This window comes from Labrys monachus (assembly GCF_030814655.1).
Lineage (GTDB): Bacteria > Pseudomonadota > Alphaproteobacteria > Rhizobiales > Labraceae > Labrys > Labrys monacha.
In genome coordinates this window covers 2390198-2412448 of sequence record NZ_JAUSVK010000001.1, presented here as the reverse complement: position 1 = coordinate 2412448, position 22251 = coordinate 2390198, and the positions used below count along the sequence as shown (strand labels likewise).

The following is a 22251-nucleotide window of genomic DNA, read 5'->3' as shown; positions in this document are numbered from 1 at the left end:
AGCAACCGAGCCTATACGACGCGAGAAATCGTCGCAGCAGCGATATGCGGTTCAGGCCATCAGGGCCGACACCGCCAGCATCAGCCAGGCGACGATCGAGACGGTACCGCCGATCGGGGCGGCCATCGGAAAGAGGCTCGCGCCCGTGATGGCGTGGAGGGTGACGTCGGCCGAAAACAGGGCGACGGCGGCCGCCAGCACGAAAGCGGCCGGACGCGCCACCAGGGGCCGCAGCAGGCCCGAGCGCAGGGCGATGGCGACGGCGAGAAGCACCGGGGCATGGGCGAGCGTCATCGTCGCCGAATAGTCGATGCTCGGCCACCGGCCATGCGCCGCCAGCGCCATCAGCCCGATGCCGGCCGCCCCGAACAGGCAGGCCAAAGTCGCGAGAACCTTGTCGGCCGTCATACGCTCAGCCCTCCCCGCTCGGCCAGGATCTGCGCGATGGTGCTCCGCAGCACGTCCATGCCGGTACCCTCGCGGCTCGAGGTGACGATCAGTTCCGGAAAGGCGGCGGGCCGGCGGGAGATCTTCTCCTTCGTCTCGGCGACGCGGCGTTCGAGTTCGGCCGCCTTCACCTCGTCGGCCTTGGTCAGCACGATCTGGTAGACGACCGCCGCCTGATCCAGCGTCTTCAGCACGGCATCGTCGGTCGTCTTCAGGCCGTGGCGGGCATCGATCAGCACGAAGACCCGCGCCAGATTGACCCGGCCGCGCAGGTAGTCGTGGATCAGCCGCGTCCAGGCCTTGACCTTCTTGTCGCTCACCGCGGCATAGCCGTAGCCGGGCATGTCGACGAGCGTGAGGGGCGTCTTGCCGGTGAAGAAGATCAGTTCCTGCGTGCGGCCCGGCGTGTGGGAGGTGCGGGCCAGCGCATTGCGGTTCGTCAGCGCGTTGATCAGGCTCGACTTGCCGACATTCGAGCGCCCGGCCAGCGCGATCTCGATGCCCTCCGGCGGCGGCAGGGCCTCAAGCGTGTTGGCGGCGGACCTGAAATCCCAGGCGCCGGCGAACAGCAGGCGCCCGGCTTCGGCATAGTCCGACTGCTCGGCCATCAACTGGATGTCGATGCGGCCTTGCGGCTGAACATTCCCTTCAAATTGTCCCACAATTCGATCTTCACCCCGTTCTTCTTCATGATGAAGGTTTGCTGGAGGATCGAAAGCGAATTGTTCCAGGCATAATAGATCACCAGGCCGGCCGGGAAGGCCGAAAGCATATAGGTGAACACCAGCGGCATGAACCGGAAGAGCTGGGCCTGCACCGGATCGGGGGGCGCCGGGTTGAGCTGCATCTGCACGAACATGGTGATGCCCATCAGGATGGGCCAGACGCCGAGCATGAGGAAGACGGGCGGCGTCCAGGGGATCAGGCCGAAGAGGTTGAAGATCGTGGTCGGATCCGGGGCCGAAAGGTCATGGATCCAGCCGAAGAAGGGCTGGTGGCGCATTTCGATGGTGACGAACAGCACCTTGTAGAGCGCGAAGAACACCGGCACCTGCAGGAGCATCGGCAGGCAGCCGGACAGCGGGTTGATCTTGTTCTCCTTGTAGAGCGCCATCATCGCCTGCTGCTGCTTCATCTTGTCGTCGGCGAAGCGCTCGCGCAGGGCGGTGACCTCCGGCTGCACCTTCTTCATCTTCGACATCGACTCGTAGGAGCGATTGGCGAGGGGGAAGAAGCAGAGCTTGAGGATGACGGTGACGCTCAGGATGGCGAGACCGAAATTGCCGAGCAGATGGTAGAGGAAATCGATCAGGCGGAAGAGCGGCTTGGTGATGAAGAACAGATAGCCCCAATCGATCAGGTTGGAGATCTTCTCGATCTTCAGATCGTCCTCGTAATGGGAGAGCGTCGCCACTTCCTTGGCGCCTGAGAACAGGCCGATGCTGGCCGAGGCGGTGGCGCCGGGCGCGACCGTGACGGCGGGGCTCTCCGAATCAGCCTCGTAGGTCTCCACGCCGTCGACGGTGCCGGTGACGAAATGGCCGTCGAAGGTCGAGGCCTGGTCGGGAATGAGGGCGCTCGCCCAATATTTGTCGGTGAAGCCGAGCCAGCCTTTGGTGCCGTCCCAGGTCTGCGACTTGTCGTCCGTGAGCTTCTTGTAGGTGGTCTCGACGATCGAGCCGCCGAAATTGCCGATCAGGCCTTCATGCAGCACCGAATAGCCGGCGACGGTCGGCGTGCCCATGCGGCGGATGAAGGCATAGGGCGTCAGCTGCAGCGGCGCGGACGTCTTGTTCTCGACGCTCTGGCGGACCGTGAACATATAGCCGCCGGTCGGCGTCTTGTCCTGGGTGACAGGGGCGTCGATCGAGATGGTGCGGTGGAAGACGAGGCCCTGGCCGTTGTCCCAATCAAGTTCGAGAGGCTTGTCGGGCGTCAGCGCATCGGAGGATTTCGCCGTCCATTGCGTGTCGTCGCCGGGGACCTTCACCGCGGAACCGGCCTGCGCCTTCCAGCCGAAGCTGGCGAAATAGGGGCCTTCGTTCTCGACGATGTCGTGGTGGTTGGCGGGGCGGATCGGCGTGCCGAGCGGCGAGAACAGCACGACATTGGGCGAATCGGGCGCCAGCGTCTCCTGGTAGCCCTTGAGGGCGAGGTCATCGATGCGCGCGCCGGTCAGGCTGATCGAGCCGACGAGGCGCGGCGAGTCGATGCGGATGCGCGATCCGCCCGCCACCGCTTCCGCGCGGCTGGCGAATTGCCGCGGCGCACCGGCGCCGCCCTGCAGGGCGGCATTCGTCCCGCCTTCGGCGGCGGGCGCCGGCTTGGGCTGCTGGGCGACCTGCTGCTCGGCAGCATGCTGCTGGGCTTCCAATTGCTGGCGATGCTGCATCGGCGCACCGATGAAGTATTGCCACGCAGCAACGACCACCAGCGTCAGGATGATCGCCAGCATGACGTTCTTGGTGTCTTCTTTCTTCATCGCGCAGCCTCGTCGGCTGAGCGGCTCGTGCGGCGGGGGCTCGAACGCTCCGCATGCACACGTCCGAACGCCGTCTCCAGTTCATTCACGATCGTCGCAAAAGATGCGTCGAGGGCGGGACGCCGCCCGATGATCACATAGTCATAGCCGTCGCGCGCCAAAAGAGCGCCAGACAGCCGCACCGCCTCGCGCAAACGCCGCCGGATCCGGTTCCGCTCCACCGCGCAGCCGGACTTCTTCGTCACGGTGAAGCCGGCGCGCGCGCCGGCCGATGCGTGGGGCCGATCGTCGCTGCGCAGGCGGGCCTGCAAGGAGAGCGTCGCGGCATGCGCCTTGCGGCCGTCGCGGACGAACAGGAAATCCTGGCGCTTGAGCAATCGCTGCATCGAGAGAACACGGGCGAAGGGGCGCCCGCTCGTCTCAAGCCGAAAGACGCTTGCGGCCGTGTGCGCGGCGCGCGGCGAGGACCTTGCGGCCCCCCTTGGTCCCGAGGCGGGCGCGGAAGCCGTGGCGGCGCTTGCGGACAAGCTTGGACGGTTGATAGGTACGTTTCACGGTTTCGTTCTCCGCGGTCGCGGCCGGATGCCGATAGAGTTGAAGGGACGGGACCGCTTCGCGACCCAGGTCGGAAGGCAGTCCCACTTTTATCCTGGCGCATCTTCTCGATCGAAAGTCCGGCGGTGTTCCGCCGGCGCGCCTTCGGTTCTGGAAAATGCTTCGGCGGGCTCTCTAACACCAAAACCGCGCCCCGGCCTTCGCCCTGGGTGCGTCCGGGCCCTGAGGGCGACGCCAAATTCGGGGTGCTTATGGGCGAAGCCGCCCGCGAAGTCAATCAGGACTCGCAGGCGCCGGTCGATCCGCCGACGGAAGGCGGCGCGCCTGCATCGGAATCTCACGTCCCCCGCGGCTTCGCCCGCGTGGTCGGTGCGGCCGCGGCCGGATCTTCCGGCCAGGGATGGCGGGGGTAGCGCCCCTTCATCTCGGCGCGGACAGCGGCGTAGGAGCCCTTCCAGAAGCCGGGAAGGTCCTTCGTCACCTGCACCGGGCGATGGGCCGGCGACAGGAGGTGGATCGCCAACGGCACGCGGCCGCCGGCAATCGAGGGATGGACGGACAGGCCGAACAGTTCCTGGACCCTGACATGGATCGCCGGGCCGCCCTCGGCCTCGTAGTCGATCGCCAGGTTCGAACCGGTCGGCGCCTCGAAGAAGGCGGGCGCCTCGGCGTCGAGGCGGCGCCTCTCGTTCCAGGGCAGCAGGCCGGCCAGGGCGCTCTCCAGCTGGTCAGCGGTGATGGAGGAGAGCCCCCTGCTGCCTTCGATCGCCGCGGCCAGCCAGTCCTCGGCGGTCGCCGCCAGCGCGGCATCGGACAAATCGGGCCACCCGGGCGATCCGCTGGCCCGGAGGAAGGCGACGCGGTCGCGCAGTTGGCGCTGCGCCCTGGTCCAGGGCAGCCGGTCGAGGCCGAGCTGAGCGATGCCGCGCGCGAGCAGCCGGGCCGCCTCGCCGTCGAGCGGCAGGGCCGCCGGCGTTTCCTGGAGCACGAGGCGGCGATAGCGCTTCACGCTGCGCGCCCGCAGGCCGGCCGTCGCCGCGTCGAAACCGACCGAGACCGTCTCGCCGACCCCGGGGAGCGCCTCGACCTCCTGCGCCGTGAGCGGCGCGGCGAGCAGGATGCGGCTCGCCCCGGCGCTGCCCGCGATCTCGGCGATCGCCAGGAAGGGCTCGCGGGCCAGGCGATCATGCGGCTCGACACGGGCGGCGCGGCCGTTCTCCATGGTGAAGGCGCCGGGCTGCCCGCGCGCCACCGCCACCCGGTCGGGAAAGGCCAGGGCCAGGACGGCGCCGGCGCGGGCCGGGTCGCCGGCCCCCTGCGCCTCCCGTCCCGCCTGCCGCGTCACGGTCCGCGCCCAGCCCTGGGCCAGGCGGCGCATGTCCTGCGCCCGCGCGCCGCGATCGCGGCGGAACCGCTCGATCCGCTCGACGAGATCGGTGCCGTCGCCGCCCAGCCCGCGCTCGGACAGCACGGCCGCGATCTCGGCCGCCAGCGGCGCCTCCTCGCCGGCCGCCACGATCATGCGGGCGAGCCGCGGCGGCAGAGCGAGGGCCGAGAGGCGGCGCCCGGCCTCGGTGAGCCGCCCCTCCCCGTCCAGCGCCTCGATGCCGACGAGCAAAGCGCGCGCCTCGATCAGGGCCGGCTTCGGCGGCGCGTCGAGCCAGGAAAGCCTGGCGGGATCGCTCACCCCCCAGGCGGCGCAGTCGAGCAACAGGGGGCTGAGGTCCGCCGACAGGATCTCGGGCCTGGCGAAGGGCTCGAGCGCGCCGGTGGCCGCTTCCTCCCACAGCCGGTAGCAGACGCCGGGCTCGGTGCGGCCGGCGCGGCCGCGGCGCTGGTCGGCGCCCGCCCGGGAGACGCGCACCGTCTCCAGGCGCGTCAGGCCGATGTCGGGCTCGTAGCGCGGCACGCGGGCGAGGCCCGAATCGACGACGACGCGCACGCCCTCGATGGTGAGGCTGGTCTCGGCGATCGACGTGGCGAGCACCACCTTGCGCCGGCCCGCCGGCGCCGGCGACACCGCTTTGTCCTGGTCGCGCGCCTCCATGGCGCCGAACAGCGGGGCGATGTCGACATCGCCGCCGCACCCTTTCTCCGCCAGCACGCGGGCGACGCGCAGGATTTCGCCCTGCCCGGGCAGGAACACCAGCAGCGAGCCGCGCTCGGCGCGCAGCGCCCGCATCACCGCATCGCAGACGGCATCCTCGATGCGCCCGCGCGGATCGCGGCCGACGTAATGCGTCGTCACCGGATAGGCGCGGCCGGCGCTCTCGATGACGGGCGCCGAACCGAGGAGGCCGGCCACGCGGGCGCCGTCCAGCGTGGCCGACATCGGCAGGATGCGAAGGTCCTCGCGCAGGCCCGCCTGGGCGTCCAGCGCGAAGGCGAGGCCCTGGTCGGCATCGAGCGAGCGCTCGTGGAACTCGTCGAACAGCACGGCGGCGATGCCTTCGAGCGAGGGATCGTCGAGGATCATGCGGCTGAAGACGCCTTCGGTGACGACCTCGATGCGCGTGCGGGCCGAAATCCGCGATTCGAGCCGCACCCTGAGGCCGACCGTGGCGCCGACCGGCTCGCCCAGGGTCGAGGCCATGCGCGCCGCCGCGGCGCGTGCCGCGAGGCGGCGCGGCTCCAGAACGATGATCCGGCCCGCGCCGGCCCAGGGCTCGTCCATCAGCACGAGCGGCACGCGCGTGGTCTTGCCGGCGCCCGGCGGGGCGACCAGAACGGCGTTGGGCCGCTCGCGCAGGGCGCGCGTCAGGGCGGCAAGCACCTCGTCGATAGGCAAAGGCTGGTCGAATATCCTCATGGCGCCGATGTGGCCCATCCCCGGCCGCGGCGCAATGTCCGCGGGGCGGAAGCCATCGCGGAGGCGCCGTGGGGTGGGGCGCGCCGTGAATGGGGAATTTCCAGCCCAAGCCCAACGAACCGACGCGGTAGGCTTGTTTGAACCTTGGATCAGAACCACCTAGCATTACAGTTGCGTTTTTTTGCGACTTCTGAATCACTGAGCCACCATGATTCGGAGGTCATGGATGGCGGGTGCATCGATTGAAGCGACGCTTGATCTGTGGGTGTCTGGACTGCGCGAGGCGAAGGCACGGTTGCGGCCTCTGTTCCGTCAAGAGCGCATGGCGGCGTCCGCCGGGTTGTTCCTCGATGGTTTGCTCAGTGAGGAGCGGCGCAAGACCGGATGGATGCGAGCGGAGGCAGCGGGCGACCCGGGGCCCTGGCGCCAGCAGGCCGTTCTGGGACGCGGGCATTGGGATGCCGACGCGCTGCGCGGTGTCGTGCGGGACTATGCCGTCGAGCATCTTGCGGCCGACGATGCCGTTCTGGTGATCGATGAGACCGGCTTCCTGAAGCAGGGCAAAGCATCCTGCGGCGTGGCACGCCAATACACCGGGTCGGCAGGCAAGATCACCAACTGCCAGATCGGCGTCTATGTCTCGAATAAGGGGCATGCCTTCATCGACCGCGCTCTCTACCTGCCCAAAGCCTGGACGGAGGTTGCAGACCGCCTGGCCGCCGCCCATGTTCCAGCCGAGACCGTCCTTTCGACCAAGCCGCGATTGGCGCGGGCGATGATCGAGCGGACGATTGGCGCGGCTGTGCCGTTCGCCTGGGTCACCGCCGACAGCGTTTATGGCGTCGGCGAATTGGAAGACGCCTTGCGGCGCGCCGCATCCTCTACACGGCCAATGCCATCGAGGCTTTGAACTCGAAGCTGCGCCGGGCGGTTCGGGCCAGGGGGCATTTTCCCCATGACGAGGCGGCGCTGAAGCTGCTCTTCCTGGTCTTGAACCGCTCCGAAAAGGAGTGGAAAATGCCCCCGCGCGAATGGGCGGCGGCCAAGGCACAAATGGCCGTCATGTTCGGCGAACGCTACTCAAAGGCGATGAGCGCCTGAGAGTGAACCGCCAGCCCCGCACACGAAATTCCTGATAGTCCGAGGGAGCCCGGCTCTACGACTGGGCCTACTGGGCCTTGGCCGATCTCGATGCCGCCGAATACGATGCGACCAGGACCGGACAATGGACGCGAGGCCTTCTGATCCGCCGCACCATCGCCGATGGCGATCTTGCCTTCTTCTCGACCTGGTGCCCCGCCGGGACCCCTATCGAGACCCTCGTCAGGATCGAAGGCTTCCGCCGGGCTATCGAGGACAGCTTCGAGACCGCCAAGAACGAGCTCGGTCTCGACCACAACGAGACCCGCTCCTGGCACGGCTGGCATCGCCACGTCTCGCTCGTCATGCTGGCCTTCGTCATGTTGGCGGTCATCCGCCACAAGGCCAACGCCATGACGCCCCCAAAAACACCATTGCGAACCGTCAAACGCCCCCACACCTGATCCGCTGGTCCGTCCAGGAGATCCGCCGCATCGCCACTCGACTGGCGCAGCGCCGTATTCAACCCGCCCTCATTATCGCATGGTCATGCTGGCGGCGTGCTCATCAAGCTCACGCTCAACGAGCCCACCTCAAAAGAAGACCGCAACTGTAATGCTAGGCCGATTCGGGTATATCGCGATCCGGCCTAGTCCCCCCATTCTTTCCGCACAAAGGCCTCAATCCGGGAGGTTCGTTCCCGAACCGCAGCCTCGTTCCACTTTGTTCCCATTTCAATTGCTTCGCCTACCGCTCTGGTTGCGATAAGGCCGCAATTCCGATAAGTCGCCGCCTTAACATCGGGCGACTTGTCCTGAAGCATGGAGTTCACCTTCGGGGGAAGCATGGTAAGATTTCCGAGGTGGTGCACGTAGGCTACCCCACTGCTCTGAGGCTTAATATGCTCGATCGACCGCGCTGCGTCATCAGCCCAGATCTTGTTCCATTCCGTCGAATTAAACAAAATTCCTGCGCTCGCTGCCAAATATTCATCGTATCTAAATAATAAATATCGAATCTCCTCGGTCCACCCGTCATAACAATTGAACCAATATTTCGGATCATCGATAACGTCCATCTTGTATTCTTTTCCAATCTCCGTTATATTTGCGTCTATTTCTTCCGAATCTATGCCATTGGTGCCGATTACATATCCTAGCCGGACGTAATCCCCCACCTTATGGCGGGTGTCGGCACCCCCCAGGCCGAAAATACGGAATGTGACACGCTCCCATGTGCCTAGGAGCCGCCTCTCAACATCCGGCTCGAACTTTCGAAGAAGAATAGCCGTAGCAACGAAGCGCGCGTGGGCAATCTTGGTAACAGCTCGCAACCTTACATTTTGATCGAGGGTGTTTACGGCCTGCACGACTGCCTTCAGCCTCGAACCGACCGCGGCGATCGTCTGTGCCTTGGTGCCGGCGACTTTCGCTAGTTCAGTGGCCGCGTCCTCCTGCCCGATGATGCGGTTGGGACGGGACGACAACGCCAAGGTCCCAGCGAAACGAAGCGCCTCATCGCCCAAATCTCCCCTAAGGCCCAAAATGCGATAGATATCCTGCCAGATGACCTGCATCTCGCGAACCGCTTCCGCCCGGGACCCGCCTTCTAGATGCTCGAAGAGCAATGCCATTAACTGACTCTTTAACTTGTCAATCCATTTGACATCCAACCCCCTACTATTGAGAACCTCGAAAACTCGATAGACGGTGGCCTCATCGGAGATCTCGTGGTATATGACAGATAATTGATTACGAATTGTGGCAACAAGATCAATTAATGTTTTGTCCCTGGACCACTCTCGGACGAACGCCTCGCATTCCCGAGCCGCGTCGACTACGTTCAAGTCTGCAGCTGTTTTTGCTTCAGCAAAATTTATCTCACCTTTTCTTATATAATCTGCGAATACACTGCTGCTGTCATGATTTGTTTGCAGAAGTATCAGAGAGTAATCATCGTCTTTAACGAGCAATTCTGCAATTTCTCTTCGAATCTTCTCCTGCTTAGAATCCTGCTCGTCTAAATTTTTCTCGATAGCTTTCAGTAGAATGACAATCGTTGTCACACGCTGTTGACCGTCCACGATCTCGACGGTCCGGTACTCATCCGCCCCGATCAGCCGGTTGTCTTTCGCTAGGGTGACGAGAGTCGCCATGAAGTGCTCCCGCCCGGATCGCTTCACGTCAAGGATGTCGTTGAAAAGATCGACGCGCTGTCGCTTTCCCCAAGCATAGGCGCGTTGGTATTCCGGTATACGGAAAAGGCGCCCGCCCAGCAGGGTGGAGATCTTCAGGTGCATCGGGTTAAGTTGCATCTCGTGCTTCCTACAATCGATTTTTACGTTCTTTATGATCTTTACTGCTCGTTCACGGTAACCAATCGGGGGTAACGCATCAGCTAGAGTAGGCCCGAAGGCGGAGTATCGCGTAGCCAGCCAGTTCCACAATCTAGAAAGAAACTAAGAATGTATAGGGTTTCATGCAACCTGCCTAAGGCGGCACGTGAAAGCCGAATTTTGAGAGATCTCACCAAATGCCTGGCCTTTGCATCGAGGGAGCGCTTGTCGACATGGTCGAGGTTGAGTTATCAATGCCGGCATTCAGACCGAAAAGATTATATAAAAGGTAAATTTATAGTATTAATGCGATATATAACTGAAATAGAAATTATTTTCCGAATTTAAAATGAATATTCTCTACGATACTATTACGATTTCCTGGGCGGAGAATGGCTTATATCATCACCCGCTTCGTCGAAGCGCACCTCTGCTGGATTGACGAAGCGGCGACGCTGTCAAGCGCCTATGCCTGTCCGATGGCTTCTTCCCCGGCCGGTCCGATGCCGCACCGCTCCCTTTCGTGCTGCGGCGCAGGGCGAATGTCGCCGCTTCACACGATCGGAAGTGCGATTTTGCCTCCACTGTGACTTTTTCGTCATGGACGGTCCCGATCCGTTCCGCCATAGCTACCCGCTGTTTGAACGAGGACGAGGCGATGGAACGGCGCGCCTATGAAGCCCCGCTCGATCCCGCCCTCGCGGTTTCGGGCCTCCTGACCCGGCTGGGCCTTTTCCTGCTGGTGGTCTTTTCGCCGTTCGTCGCCATGTTTTCCCGCCGTGCGGTGGCGGTGATGGTGCCGATCGCCACGGCCCTCTTGATCCTCGCGGCAGCGCTGGACGGACGGCTGTTCGCGGCCCTGCGCCGGCTCGGCCGCTTCCTGCTTTCCTACGAGGCGCTGGCGCTGTTCCTGATCCTGATCTGGGCCGCCGTGACCATCCTTTGGACGCCCAAGCCCGCCAACGCCGCCGGCCGCCTGCCGGGCGTCCTGCTGACGATCCTGCTGTTTTCCCTGGCCATCGCCTGCCTGAAGGACCGGGTTCGGCTGAGCGACGTCAATCTCATCCCGATCGGCGTAGCGATCGCGAGCCTGACGCTCGCCCTGGAATTCGTGCCTCATTCGCCCCTGGCGCAATGGGTCGACACCAGCATCGACGATACCGAGAGCCTGCGTGCCGCCATGCTGCTCACCCTGCTGATCTGGCCGGCCACGGGCTCGCTGATGGCGCGCGGACGCAACTGGCAGGCCCTGCTGCTGTGTATCGTCACCATCGCCGCCTTGTGGCTGGTCCACAATCTCATCGTATTCACCGCCTTCCTCGCCGGCGTGGCGGTGATGATTCCCGCCTTGTGGCGTCCGCGCGCCACCGCGCGCGTCGTCTGCGGCATCATTCTCGGCCTTCTCGTCTTCGCGCCGCTGATCGGATGGCTGATGTCGCTTTACGGCGGCTTCCTGCTGCCGGCCGAAGGCGACCAGCTCGTCGGCGTCTGGCGCGACGTCACCCATGCCATTCCCGGCCATTTCCTCGGCGGCTTCGGCTATGATTCGAGCGCGTGGTTGACCCGCGGCGTCGGCGGGCAGCTTCTGGCCTCCCCCCGCAATGCCGCCCTGCAGATCTGGCTGGAACTCGGCGCCGTCGGCGTGGCGCTGAGCGCCCTCGCTTTGTGGGCCTCGTTCCGGGCGGTCGAGCGGCGGGACGACCGCTCGATCCCCGCGGCCGTCGCCATCGGCGCCTCGACGGCGGTGATGATGTTCGCCGGCCTCGCCGCCTGGCAGACCTGGTGGCTGATGTCGCTCGGCCTCACCAGCGTCTCGCTCGCCTTCCTTTCGCGCCTCGGCACGCGCCGCATCGACTGAGGCGTCGCGATCTCCGGTCCCGCTCGGCGCGACCGGCGGCGAACGATTTCACGGAGCGCCCGGAGAAACGCCCGGCGGAAGCGCTTCTTCCCGCCCGAGGAAAATTCGCCGGGGCATGTCACATCCGCGGCCCGCGTCTCGTCTTGTCGGCGTATGCCTCACGGAGACCGATATGAAACCGAGACTGAATGCCGCCGGCGCCGCCCCGGCCGCGCTGAAGCCGATGTATGAGCTCGAAGCCAGCGTGCGCAACAGCGGGCTCGAATACAGCCTGATCGAACTGGTGAAGATGCGCGCTTCCCAGATCAATGGCTGTGCCTTCTGCCTCGACATGCACGCCAGGGACGCCCGCAAGGCCGGTGAAACGGAACAGCGGCTCTACCTCCTGAACGCATGGCGCGAATCGCCGCTCTACAGCGGGCGCGAGCGGGCGGCGCTCGCCTGGACCGAGGCCCTGACGCTCGTGGCGCAGACGCATGCGCCGGATGGCGACTACGAAGAACTCCGACGCTTCTTCTCGGAGGAGGAGATGGTGAAGCTCACCATGCTGATCGTCGCCATCAACGGCTGGAACCGCCTCGCCATCGGCTTTCGCGCCGTCCATCCGGTGGCGGCGGGCGATGTCGCCGCCTGATCCGGCGCAGGACAGGTCGTTCGAGGCCAGCCGCCCCAGGCTCGTGCGGCTGGCCTACCGCATGCTCGGCTCCGTTGCGGAAGCCGAGGATGTCGTCCAGGACGCCTTCATCCGCTGGCACCGGCGGGATCGCGGCGGCATCCGCGATCCCGAGGCCTACCTCATGCGCATCGTGGCCCGGCTCTGCCTGGACGTGCTGAAATCGGCACGCGCCAGGCGGGAGATCTATATCGGCCCCTGGCTTCCGGAACCCGTCGTCGAGTCGCCGGAAGACGAAGCCGATGACATTACGCTCACTTTGATGCTCGCGCTCGAACGGCTCTCGCCGCTGGAGCGCGCGGCCTTCCTGCTGCATGACGTGTTCGGCCAGAGCTTCGACGAGGTGTCGCGCTCGATCGGGCGGACGGCCATCGCCTGCCGCCGATTGGCCGACCGGGCGCGCGACCATGTCCGCGAGGCCCGCCCCCGCTTTCCGGTTGCCGAGGAGCAGGGCCGCAGGATCGCGGCGGCCTTTCTCGCCGCGGCGCGCAGCGGGGACGTCGAGGCGCTCCAATTGATCCTCGCCGAGGACGTCGTCTTCCAGTCGGACGGCGGCGGCGTGCGTCCCGCCGCCCTCAACCCGATCCGCAGCCGCGACAAGGTCGTCCGCCTGCTCGCCGCCCTCGCCCGCAAGCGCGGCGGCGCGTCCCCTCCCGTGCTCGAGGAGGGCCTCATCAACGGGCTCCCCGGCTTCGTCACGCTGGAGGCCGACGGCCTGCCCCAGGCGACGGTCCTGGCGATCGACGGCGGCAGGATCGCCGCCATCTATGTGATCCGCAATCCCGAGAAACTGCTGCGACTGACGCCGTTCCCGGTGCCCGGCGCACCGCCTGCGGGGTGAGCGGCCCGCCTTCGGGTACCCCGGAGGGGCTGCGGCGGCCAGGTGGTCGCCCTCGCGGCGGCAGGCCGCAACACGCGAGGGGCATTGACGAGCCGGCACCTGGCTGGCTAGAAGGTCTGAGCAACCTATCATATAGGTCTCGACGATGCCGGCAGCCGAAACCAGGCGGGAGTCCCACGAAGCGCCACCTCACGGCAACCGGGTCGATGCCGTCGTCCAGGCCGTCAACGGACATATCCGCGCCCACGGCCTGATGCCCGGCGACCTGCTGCCGAGCGAGGGCGTGTTCGCCGGCACGCTCGGCGTGTCCCGCGTGGTGGTGCGCGAGGCCTTCCGTTCCCTGTCGGCCCTCGGGCTGATCGACGTCGGCAACGGCCGGCGGGCCCGGGTCGCCCGCGTCGACAGCGCCGTGCTCTCGATCGTGTTCGAACATGCCGTGCGGACCGACCACGTCTCGATCCAGCAGATCTACGACATGCGCCGCACCATCGAATCGCGGACGGTCGTGCTCGCCGCCCTGCGGCGCGACGACGGCGAGGCGGCCGCCATCAAGGCCCTCGCGGCGGCGATGCGGCGGGACTTCGCCAGGCCGGAGCAGGTGATGGAGCACGACATCGCCTTCCACCAGGCCATCGCAACCGCCTCGCGCAATCCCGGCTTCTCCCTCCTGCTCGAGGCGTTCCAGGGCGTCACGCGCCAGACCTGGCCGACGGGCTGGCGAAGCCGGTCCGCCGACGCGGAGCGCATGGAGTCGATCGCCGCCCACGAGGCCATCGCGGCCGCCGTCGAAGGCCGCGACGCTCGCGCCGCGGAGGCGGCGATGCGCCTGCATTTCGACCACAGCGTGAAGGCGCTCGTCGCGGCGGGCGTCCAGTGAATTTCCATCACCACAGGGATTGGCGAGGCAGGACATGAAGATTACGCAGATCGAGACGATCCGCGCGGAGGAGTTTCCCAACCTCCTGTGGGTCAAGGTCCATACCGACGAGGGCGTCGCCGGCCTCGGCGAGACGTTCTTCATGCCGAGGACGGTGGAGAGCTATCTGCACGAGGTCGCCGCCGCCAAGCTGATAGGCCGCGATCCCCTGGCGATCGACCGCATCGCCAAGGACCTCGTCGGCTATCTCGGCTTCCGCTCGACCGGCGCGGAAGTGCGCGGCAATTCGGCGATCGATATCGCATTGTGGGACCTGTTCGGCAAGGCGACGGGCCAGCCGATCGCCCAGCTCCTCGGCGGCTTCTCGCGCGAGAGCATCCGTACCTACAACACCTGCGCGGGTACCGGCTACATGCGCAAGGCCGGCGGGCAGAAGGTCGCCAATTACGGCCTCCGGGATGGGGAACGCACCGATTACGACGATCTCAACGCCTTCCTCACCAATGCCGGGGAACTCGCCGAGGAACTGCTTTCCGAAGGCATCACGGCGATGAAGATCTGGCCGTTCGACATGGCGGCCGAGAAGACCGAGGGGCGCTATATTTCCGGCGCGGACCTCAGGGGCGCCCTCGAGCCGTTCGAAAAGATCCGCAAGGCGGTGGGTGACCGCATCGACATCATGGTCGAGTTCCATTCGATGTGGCAGCTCCTGCCGGCGATGACCATCGCCAGGGCCCTCCAGCCCTACGGCACCTTCTGGCACGAGGATCCGATCAAGATGGACAGCCTGGCCAGCCTCAAGCGGTATGCCGAAGCCTCGGAGGCGCCGATCTGCGGCTCGGAAACGCTGGGGTCGCGCTGGGCCTTCCGCGACCTGCTCGAAACCGGCGTCGCCGGCGTCGTCATGCTCGACATCGCCTGGTGCGGCGGCCTGTCGGAAGCGCGCAAGATCGCCTCGATGGCGGAAGCCTGGCACCTGCCCGTCGCCCCGCACGATTGCACAGGGCCGGTGGTGCTCGCCGCTTCCACCCATTTGTCGCTCAATGCGCCGAACGCGCTCGTGCAGGAGAGCGTGCGCGCCTATTACCGCACCTGGTACCGCGACCTCGTCACCGCGGTTCCCCAGGTGAAGGACGGAATGATAACGGTGCCGCCCGGCCCCGGGCTCGGCCTCGACCTTTCCCCCGATCTCGACAAGGCCTTCACGGTCACGCGTCGCGTCTCGGATGCTTCCGATCTATGAATGGAGCATGGGCGGCCGCTTGGGCCGGCCCGCAGGAAGGAACATTTGGAAATGGCAACTGCCTCCGGCTCCATTGTGGCCAGTCCCGCCGATCAGGCGCTGATGGACAAGGCCGTCAAATATTTGGTTTCCAATTATAGTCCCCAGAGCAAGCGCGTCGGCTGGCTGATGCTCGCCTCGATCCTGGTCGAGGCATGGGATCTCTATTCGATCGCCTTCGTGATGATCTATCTGAAGGAGATCTTCAATCCGTCCCCGGCGCTGCTCGGCTTCGCCGCGGCGGGCACGCAGGCCGGCGCGGTGATCGGCTCGCTGCTGGGCGGGTGGCTCTCCGACAGGATCGGCCGGCGCAAGGTCTTCCTGTCGACCATGCTGATGTTCATCGTGCTGGCGCTGGCCCAGGCCTTTGCGCCCAACATGGTGTGGCTGGCGGTGATCCGCCTCGTCCTCGGCATTCCCCTCGGAAGCGACATCTCGAACGGCTACACCTACATCATGGAGTTCCTGCCCAAGGGCGAGCGCGAGGTGGTCGGCAATCGCTGGCAGTTCATGTTCGCCCTCGGCCAGGTGGTGACGCTCGCCTGCATCGCCGTCTTCATCATCATCAACCTGCCGCCCGACCTGATCTGGCGTGTCACGCTCGGCCTCGGCGCACTGCCGGCCGCGATCATCTTCCTGCTGCGCCACAATCTGCCGGAGACTGCGATCTGGCTCATCCGCCATGGCCGCTTCCGTGAGGCCAAGCAGGTTGCCGCGGAGATGTATCACGACGGGCTCGACATGCTGCCCGATCGTGACGTCGTCGTCGAGAAGCCGAAATCCTCCGCCTTCCTGGCCCATATCTTCAAGGATCCGATCCGCCGGCGCGCCACCCTGTTCGGCTGGATCGCCTGCGTCGCCCAGGGGCTCGAATTCTCCACCTTCGCCTTCTATATCCCCGTGCTGCTGTTCATGGTGGGCGTGTCCGGCGCGCTCGGCACCAACCTCGTGACCATCGCGCTCTATCTGGTAGCCGCCGTCTCCGGCTGGGTCGGGCCGCTGATCACCCCGAAGATCGGCCAGCGCGGCCTCAGCATCTGGGGCTTCAGCATCGTCCTGGTCGGCCTTCTGGTGGCGGCGTTCGCCCTCTATACCGGCCACACCATCATCCTTCCCTTCGCGGCGGCGGCGGTGCTGTGGGGCCATTACTGGGACGCCGAGAACTGCATGACCATCCCGACCATGGTCGCCCGGCCCGAATATCGCGGCACCGCCTCGGGTTTCGCCTATATCTTCGTCAAGCTGCCGTCCTTTCTCGGCATCTTCCTCTTCCCCGTGCTGTTTGGGGCGATCGGGCAGGCAAACGCGACGCTGGTGACGGCGATCTTCCCGCTGATGGGGCTGCTGGCCGCGATCTTCATCCTGCCGGAAGTCTACGGCTACGAAGACGATTGACGACTCGGTGACCGCAATCGGAACTACGAGGAAACGGCGCGACGGCCTCGGTCGCCGCGCCGCGCGGCATGGGACGGCCGCCAAACAAGCGATCAGGAGGAACTATAGTGACCAAACGCATCATGTTCACCGGCGGCAGCGGCAAGGCCGGCCGACACGTCGTGCAATATCTCGTCGATCACGGCTACGAGGTGCTCAATATCGACACCAGGCCTCTCGACAATCCCAAGGTGCGCACGCTCATCGCCGACATCACCGATTCCGGGCAGGTGTTCAACGCGCTGTCCAGCTATATGGGCACGCATGAATTCGATGCTTCGCTCCGCCCGCAGCCGGTCGACGCCGTCGTGCATTTCGCCGCCATCCCGCGCATCATGATCGTGCCCGACAACGAGGTGTTCCGCATCAACGCCATGGGCACCTACAACGTCATCGAGGCGGCGACCAAGCTCGGCATCCGCAAGATCGTCATCGCCTCCAGCGAGACCACCTATGGCGTCGTGTTCGCGAACGAGCACCGCGACCCCGATTATTTCCCGCTCGACGAGGACTATGACGTCAATCCGATGGACAGCTACGCCCTGTCGAAGATCGTCAACGAGAAGACGGCGCGGGCCTTCTCGCTGCGGGACGGCGCCGACATCTATGCGCTGCGCATCGGCAATGTGCTCATCCCCGAGGACTACACCGAAAACTTCCCCAAATGGTTCGCCGACCCGGGTTTCCGCAAACGCATCGCCTGGAGCTATATAGACGCCCGCGATCTCGGCCAGATCGTCCGCCTCGCGGTGGAGAAGGATGGGCTCGGCTTCCAGGTCTTCAATGCGGTGAACGACGACACCTCGTCCAACCTGCCGACGGCCGAACTGCTGAAGCGCTTCTACCCGAACGTGCCGGTGAAGGGCGAACTGGGCGAATTCGAATCGCTGCTGTCCAACCGGAAGATCCGCGAGGTGCTCGGCTTCAGGGAAGAGCATCCCTGGCGCAACTATGTGAAGGGCTGATCTCCCGGGACCGCCGGCCTATGTCCGAAAGGATGACGGTTCGAGAGCCGGCGGGACGCCGGCGGTCCTGGGGCTATCGGGCCTTCTTCGGCAGGTCCAGGCCGGTGATCTGCGCGATGAGGCGCGCGACGGAGGCATCGTCGTCGCGGCCCATGCCGGCCGCCGCCGTCATCAGGAACATCTGCAGGGCGGTCGCCGCGATCGGCAGCGGGAATTTTTCGGCGCGCCCGATATCGCTGACGATGCCGAGGTCCTTGGTGAAGATGTCGACGGCGCTGCGCGGCGTGTAGTCGCCTTCGAGGATGTGGGGCACCCTGTTCTCGAACATCCAGGAATTGCCGGCGGAGCCCGTGATCACCTCATAGACCTTGTCGAGATCGAGCCCGAGACGCTTGGCGAAGGTGACCGCTTCGCAGGCCGCAGCGATGTGGACGCCGGCGAGAAGCTGGTTCACCACCTTGAACGCCGCGCCCACGCCGGCCTCGTCGCCGAGTTCGTAGACCTTCGCGGCCATGGCATCGAGCGCCGGGCGCGCCCGGGAGAAGGCCTCCGGACTGCCGGAGGCCATGATGGTCAGTTCGCCCTGCGCCGCCTTGGCGGCCCCGCCGCTGATCGGGGCATCGAGATAGAGGAGGCCGAGCGCGGCGGCGCGCGCCGCCAAGCCCCTCGCGATGTCGGGAGCCATGGTGGCGGAGGCGATGATCACCGCACCCGGCTTCATGGCCGCGGCGGCCCCGTCCGGGCCGAACAGCACGGTCTCCGTCTGGGCGGCGTTGACAACGACGACCACGACGATATCGGCCTCCGCGGCCGCCTCCGCCGGCTTGGAAGCGGCCCTGCCGCCCGCCGCGGCCAGCGCCCGCGCCGGCTCGGGGTGAACGTCGCAGCCGGTGACAGAATGCCCTGCCCGCAGCAGGGAGCCGGCCATGCCGAAGCCCATCGAACCCAAGCCGATCACGCCGACCTGCAACCCTTGCTTGCGCTCCATCGAAAATCCGCCTTCCTCGAAATCAGCAGCCGCCGTCGTCACAGAAGAATTCCGGCGACGGAAACCGATGATCTGGTTTATGTTAGCGCTGTCATACGCGACAATGCGAGGTTCTTCGATCGCCGTCAATCGGCTTGCCCTGCGGCGTCTTGCACTTTTCGCGCGGGTACCGGCAAAGATAGCCGGGCCGGAACGGCACAGGGGGACACGGGCTTGCTCGGAGGCAGGAACATCGGCGGCAGGAAGAGAAGTTCGAGGCAGGGCGCCAGCGTCACGCTGGCCGAGGTGGCCGAACTCGCCGAGGTGAGCGAGATCACCGTCTCGCGCATCCTGCGCAACAAGGGGCCGGTCGCCGAAGCGACCCGCAAGCGCGTGATGGCGGCGGTCGAGGCCACCGGCTACGTACCCAACCGGCTGGCGGGCGGCCTCGCCTCCGCCGGTTCCGGCCTGATCGGCGTGATCGTGCCCTCGCTGACCAACATCGTGTTTCCCGAGGTCCTGCGCGGCATCCATGCCGCCCTCGACCGTTCGGGGCTGCAGCCGGTCGTCGGCGTGACCGGCTACGACATGGAGGCCGAGGAGCATCTGGTCGAGGCGCTGCTCGCCTGGAAGCCGCAGGCCATGGTGATCGCCGGCTTCGACCATACCGAGCGGACCCGCCGCATGCTGCAGGCGAGCGGCGTGCGGATCGCCGAGGTGATGGAGATCGATTCCAAGCCGATCGACATCGCCGTCGGCCTTTCCCACCGCCAGGCGGGCTTCGATACCGGCCGCCATCTGATCGAGCGCGGCTACCGGCGTTTCGGCTATGTCGGCCATGACTGGTGCGCCGACCGGCGGGCCAGGCTGCGCTATGACGGGCTGGCGGCGTGCCTGGCCGAGCACGGTCTCGGCCTGGTCGACGAGGCCCTGTTCGAGGGGCCGAGTTCGACCATCGCCGGGCGCGACATGCTGGCGCGCCTGCTGGCGCGCCAGCCGGACATCGACGTCGTCGTCTTCTCCAACGACGACATGGCCACGGGCGGCGTCTTCCATTGCATCGCCGCCTCGATCCGGCTGAAGGAGGACGTCGCCATCTTCGGCTTCAACGGCCTCGACATCGGACAGGCCCTTCCCGTCCCGCTCTCGACCATCCGCTCCAATCGCTTCCTCATCGGCCGGACGGCGATCGAGAGGATCCTGGAGCGGCACGAAAGGCCCGAGGGAGCCACCATCGTCGACACCGGCTACGAAATCGTGATCGGCGGCACCGCCTGAGGGCTGCCGGAGCCGGGTGTCAACGGGGGAAACGCCGTTGACAGCGCTAACACAGGCTTGCGAAACAAGGCGCCGCCGTCCGGCGCGCCGGGCATGAAGGACAGGGCAATCATCATGAGCACAGCAGGCGAGACGGTCGGATTCATCGGCCTGGGATATATGGGCCACGGCATGGCCAAGAACATCGTCGAGAAGGGCTACCCTCTGACGATCATGGGCCACCGCAACCGCGAGCCCATCGAAGACCTGAAGACCCGCGGCGCCCGCGAGGTGGCGACGGCGCGCGAGATCGCGGAGAACGCCTCGGTGATCTTCCTGTGCGTGACCGGATCACCCCAGGTCGAGGCGGTGATCCGCGGTCCCGACGGGCTGAAGGCCGGGCTGAAGCCCGGCTCGATCGTGGTCGACTGCTCGACCTCGGATCCGAACTCCACCCTGGCGCTGGCCGCCGAACTCGGGGCGATCGGCGTCGACTATGCCGACGCGCCGCTCGGACGCACGCCGAAGGAAGCCTGGGAAGGCACGCTCGACACCATGGTCGGCGCGAGCGAAGCGGTGTTCGCCCGCCTGAAGCCCGTCCTCGAAACCTGGGCTGGCCGCATCGTCCATATCGGCAATGTCGGCGACGGCCACCGCATGAAGCTGCTCAACAATTTCCTGTCCCTCGGCTATGGCGCGCTCTATGCGGAAGCCATGACGCTGGCGCAGAAGGTCGGCATCTCGCCGCAGCGCTTCGACAGCGTCATCCGCGGCGGGCGCATGGATTGCGGCTTCTACCAGACCTTCATGCGCTACACGTTGGAGGGGGACCGCGACGCCCACAAGTTCACGATCAGCAACGCCTTCAAGGACCTGACCTATCTGGAATCGATGGCCGACGCGGCCGGCCTCGTCAATCTCGTCGGCAATGCCGTCAAGAACTCCTTCGGCGTGGCGATGGCGGCCGGCGGCGCGGGCGACTATGTGCCGATGCTGCCGGACCATGTCGCGAAGCTGAACGGGACGAGCTTGAAATCCGGCTCCTGAGCGGAGCGGCTGCAATCCCTTCCTCCCGGCGAACCTGGCCGGGAGGAAAGGCGATCGTCAGGCCGCATGCCGCGGTTCGATCGATGCCAACTCGGCGGAAAGTTCCTTCTCGCCGACAAATCGTACCGCCGTCAAGCCACAGCCTTCGCCACCACGCCTTCCAGATTGGCGAGCGCACTGGAAAGCGTATCGTCGCGTTTGGCGAAGCACAGGCGCACCACGGACGTCACGGGGTCCTGCGCATAGAAGGCCGACACCGGAATCGCCGCCACCTTGTGCTCGATGACCAGCCGTCTGCAGAAGCCGATATCGTCCTCCTCGATGCCGCTGGCGGCGAGGTCGATGTTGATGAAATAGGTGGCTTCGCTCGGCAGCGTCCGGAAGCCGGCCTGCGCGAGGCCGGCGGCGAACATGTCGCGCGAGCGCTGGAAGCCCGCCCGCATGCCGCTGAAATAGGCCTCGTCCTTGCCGAGGCCGTAGGCGACCGCCGCCTGGAGGTTGGGCGGGGTCGTGAAGGTGAAGAACTGGTGGGCCTTGGCGATCACCCTGAGGATCGGCGCGGCGGCCATGACGAAGCCGACCTTCCAGCCGGTAAGCGAGAAGATCTTGCCGGCCGAGCCGATCTTGACCGTGCGCTCGCGCATGCCGGGAAAGCCGATCAGCGGCTTGAAGCGGCGCCCGTCGAAGACGACATGTTCCCAGACCTCGTCGCAGATGGCGACCGCGTCATGCTCGACACAGAATTCGGCCAGGAGGGCGAGGTCCTCGTCCGAAAAGACGACGGCGGCCGGGTTGAGCGGATTGTTGAACAGCACCGCTTTCGTGCGCGGCGAGAAGGCCGCCTCCAGGGCTTCGCGCGTCAGGCGCCAACGCGGCGGCGACAGGTTGACGAAGCGCGCGACACCGCCGGCGCGCCGTACCAGCGGCAGATAGGCGTCGTAGCAGGGCTGGAACAGCACGACCTCGTCGCCCGGCTCGACCAGCGCCATCAGCGTGTCGGCGATCGCCTCGGTCGCACCCGAGGTCACCATCACCTCGCTGTCGGGATCCAGCGTGACGTCCTGGAAGCGCTGGTAGTGGGCGGCGACGGCGCGGCGCAGCTCCGGCAGCCCCATCATCGGCGGATATTGGTTCCAGCCGGACAGGACGGCCTCGGCGGCCTTGCGGCGCACGTCCTCAGGCCCGGGATCGTCCGGAAAGCCCTGGCCGAGATTGATGGCGCCGGTCTCCCGCGCAAGCAGGGACATGGCCTCGAAAACGCTGGTCTGCAGGTCGGCGAAGATCTTGTTCATGCGCTTGTTCGATAGACCAAGACGGGTTTGAAGGCCAGAGCGGAGGATTT

General features: G+C 65.8%; 18 protein-coding genes and 3 pseudogenes. 12 read left to right on the top strand and 9 right to left on the bottom strand.

Annotation, left to right across the window (positions count from 1 at the left end; translation table 11 throughout):
- Nucleotides 1-51: 51 nt before the first annotated feature.
- The 6 genes from J3R73_RS10885 to hrpB form a co-directional block, all read right to left on the bottom strand.
- A complete protein-coding gene (locus J3R73_RS10885; RefSeq protein ID WP_307426223.1) occupies nucleotides 52-408 on the bottom strand; it encodes a DUF423 domain-containing protein in 357 nt (118 codons plus the stop codon).
- Entirely contained in the window at nucleotides 405-1055 is a 651-nt protein-coding gene (gene yihA, locus J3R73_RS10880; RefSeq protein WP_307426220.1) for a ribosome biogenesis GTP-binding protein YihA/YsxC, read from the bottom strand. The genes J3R73_RS10885 and yihA overlap by 4 nt, the downstream gene beginning before the upstream one ends.
- Nucleotides 1055-2929 carry a membrane protein insertase YidC gene (yidC, locus tag J3R73_RS10875; RefSeq protein ID WP_307426217.1) on the bottom strand — a complete coding sequence of 625 codons (1875 nt, stop codon included), beginning with the start codon at nucleotides 2927-2929 and terminating at the stop codon, nucleotides 1055-1057. The genes yihA and yidC overlap by 1 nt, the downstream gene beginning before the upstream one ends.
- Complete coding sequence (gene rnpA, locus J3R73_RS10870) at nucleotides 2926-3315, bottom strand: ribonuclease P protein component (RefSeq protein WP_307426215.1); 390 nt, start codon at nucleotides 3313-3315, stop codon at nucleotides 2926-2928. The genes yidC and rnpA overlap by 4 nt, the downstream gene beginning before the upstream one ends.
- Nucleotides 3316-3349: 34 nt before the next feature.
- A complete protein-coding gene (rpmH, locus tag J3R73_RS10865; RefSeq protein WP_307426214.1) occupies nucleotides 3350-3484 on the bottom strand; it encodes a 50S ribosomal protein L34 in 135 nt (44 codons plus the stop codon).
- A gap of 337 nt (nucleotides 3485-3821) precedes the next feature.
- Nucleotides 3822-6293 (bottom strand): ATP-dependent helicase HrpB, encoded by a 2472-nt coding sequence (gene hrpB / locus J3R73_RS10860; protein ID WP_307426211.1) that lies wholly within the window; start codon nucleotides 6291-6293, stop codon nucleotides 3822-3824.
- Between the two features lie 208 nt (nucleotides 6294-6501).
- Between hrpB and J3R73_RS10855 the strand changes: the two are divergent.
- From J3R73_RS10855 to J3R73_RS10845, 3 pseudogenes are all read left to right on the top strand, one after another.
- Nucleotides 6502-7173: pseudogene (locus J3R73_RS10855) on the top strand (IS701 family transposase); the annotation flags it as partial.
- Nucleotides 7158-7394: pseudogene (locus tag J3R73_RS10850) on the top strand (transposase); the annotation flags it as partial. The pseudogenes J3R73_RS10855 and J3R73_RS10850, both read left to right, overlap by 16 nt.
- Before the next feature lie 41 nt (nucleotides 7395-7435).
- Nucleotides 7436-7837: pseudogene (locus J3R73_RS10845) on the top strand (IS701 family transposase); the annotation flags it as partial.
- A 185-nt stretch (nucleotides 7838-8022) separates the two neighbouring features.
- Here the strand turns inward: J3R73_RS10845 and J3R73_RS10840 are convergent.
- Nucleotides 8023-9687 carry a DUF262 domain-containing protein gene (locus J3R73_RS10840; protein ID WP_307426208.1) on the bottom strand — a complete coding sequence of 555 codons (1665 nt, stop codon included), beginning with the start codon at nucleotides 9685-9687 and terminating at the stop codon, nucleotides 8023-8025.
- Between the two features lie 679 nt (nucleotides 9688-10366).
- On the opposite strand from J3R73_RS10840, the gene J3R73_RS10835 reads away from it, so the two are divergent.
- From J3R73_RS10835 to J3R73_RS10805, 7 genes are all read left to right on the top strand, one after another.
- A complete protein-coding gene (locus tag J3R73_RS10835; RefSeq protein ID WP_307426205.1) occupies nucleotides 10367-11566 on the top strand; it encodes an O-antigen ligase family protein in 1200 nt (399 codons plus the stop codon).
- A 172-nt stretch (nucleotides 11567-11738) separates the two neighbouring features.
- Nucleotides 11739-12200 carry a carboxymuconolactone decarboxylase family protein gene (locus tag J3R73_RS10830; RefSeq protein WP_307426202.1) on the top strand — a complete coding sequence of 154 codons (462 nt, stop codon included), beginning with the start codon at nucleotides 11739-11741 and terminating at the stop codon, nucleotides 12198-12200.
- The gene (locus J3R73_RS10825) at nucleotides 12187-13080 is read left to right on the top strand and encodes a sigma-70 family RNA polymerase sigma factor (RefSeq protein ID WP_307426199.1); all 894 of its coding nucleotides are present in this window, start codon (nucleotides 12187-12189) and stop codon (nucleotides 13078-13080) included. Before J3R73_RS10830 ends, J3R73_RS10825 begins: the two co-directional genes overlap by 14 nt.
- A 145-nt stretch (nucleotides 13081-13225) precedes the next feature.
- A complete protein-coding gene (locus J3R73_RS10820) occupies nucleotides 13226-13957 on the top strand; it encodes a FadR/GntR family transcriptional regulator (protein ID WP_307426193.1) in 732 nt (243 codons plus the stop codon).
- A gap of 34 nt (nucleotides 13958-13991) precedes the next feature.
- Nucleotides 13992-15200, top strand: coding sequence for a mandelate racemase/muconate lactonizing enzyme family protein (locus J3R73_RS10815; protein WP_307426190.1), 1209 nt, complete (start codon nucleotides 13992-13994; stop codon nucleotides 15198-15200).
- Between the two features lie 51 nt (nucleotides 15201-15251).
- The gene (locus J3R73_RS10810) at nucleotides 15252-16634 is read left to right on the top strand and encodes an MFS transporter (protein ID WP_307426188.1); all 1383 of its coding nucleotides are present in this window, start codon (nucleotides 15252-15254) and stop codon (nucleotides 16632-16634) included.
- Between the two features lie 107 nt (nucleotides 16635-16741).
- A complete protein-coding gene (locus J3R73_RS10805) occupies nucleotides 16742-17638 on the top strand; it encodes an NAD-dependent epimerase/dehydratase family protein (protein WP_307426186.1) in 897 nt (298 codons plus the stop codon).
- Nucleotides 17639-17711: 73 nt separating this feature from the next.
- Here J3R73_RS10805 and ltnD read toward each other — a convergent pair whose 3' ends face one another.
- Nucleotides 17712-18668, bottom strand: a complete 957-nt coding sequence (gene ltnD / locus J3R73_RS10800; protein ID WP_307426184.1) for an L-threonate dehydrogenase — start codon at nucleotides 18666-18668, stop codon at nucleotides 17712-17714.
- Between the two features lie 171 nt (nucleotides 18669-18839).
- Between ltnD and J3R73_RS10795 the strand changes: the two genes are divergently transcribed.
- Nucleotides 18840-19883 (top strand): LacI family DNA-binding transcriptional regulator, encoded by a 1044-nt coding sequence (locus tag J3R73_RS10795; protein WP_307426181.1) that lies wholly within the window; start codon nucleotides 18840-18842, stop codon nucleotides 19881-19883.
- Between the two features lie 114 nt (nucleotides 19884-19997).
- The gene (locus J3R73_RS10790) at nucleotides 19998-20909 is read left to right on the top strand and encodes an NAD(P)-dependent oxidoreductase (RefSeq protein ID WP_307426179.1); all 912 of its coding nucleotides are present in this window, start codon (nucleotides 19998-20000) and stop codon (nucleotides 20907-20909) included.
- 131 nt (nucleotides 20910-21040) lie between these two features.
- Here the strand turns inward: J3R73_RS10790 and J3R73_RS10785 are convergent, their stop codons facing one another.
- On the bottom strand, nucleotides 21041-22201 hold the full coding sequence (locus J3R73_RS10785; RefSeq protein WP_307426177.1) for an aminotransferase: 1161 nt from the start codon (nucleotides 22199-22201) through the stop codon (nucleotides 21041-21043).
- Between the last annotated feature and the right edge of the window lie 50 nt (nucleotides 22202-22251).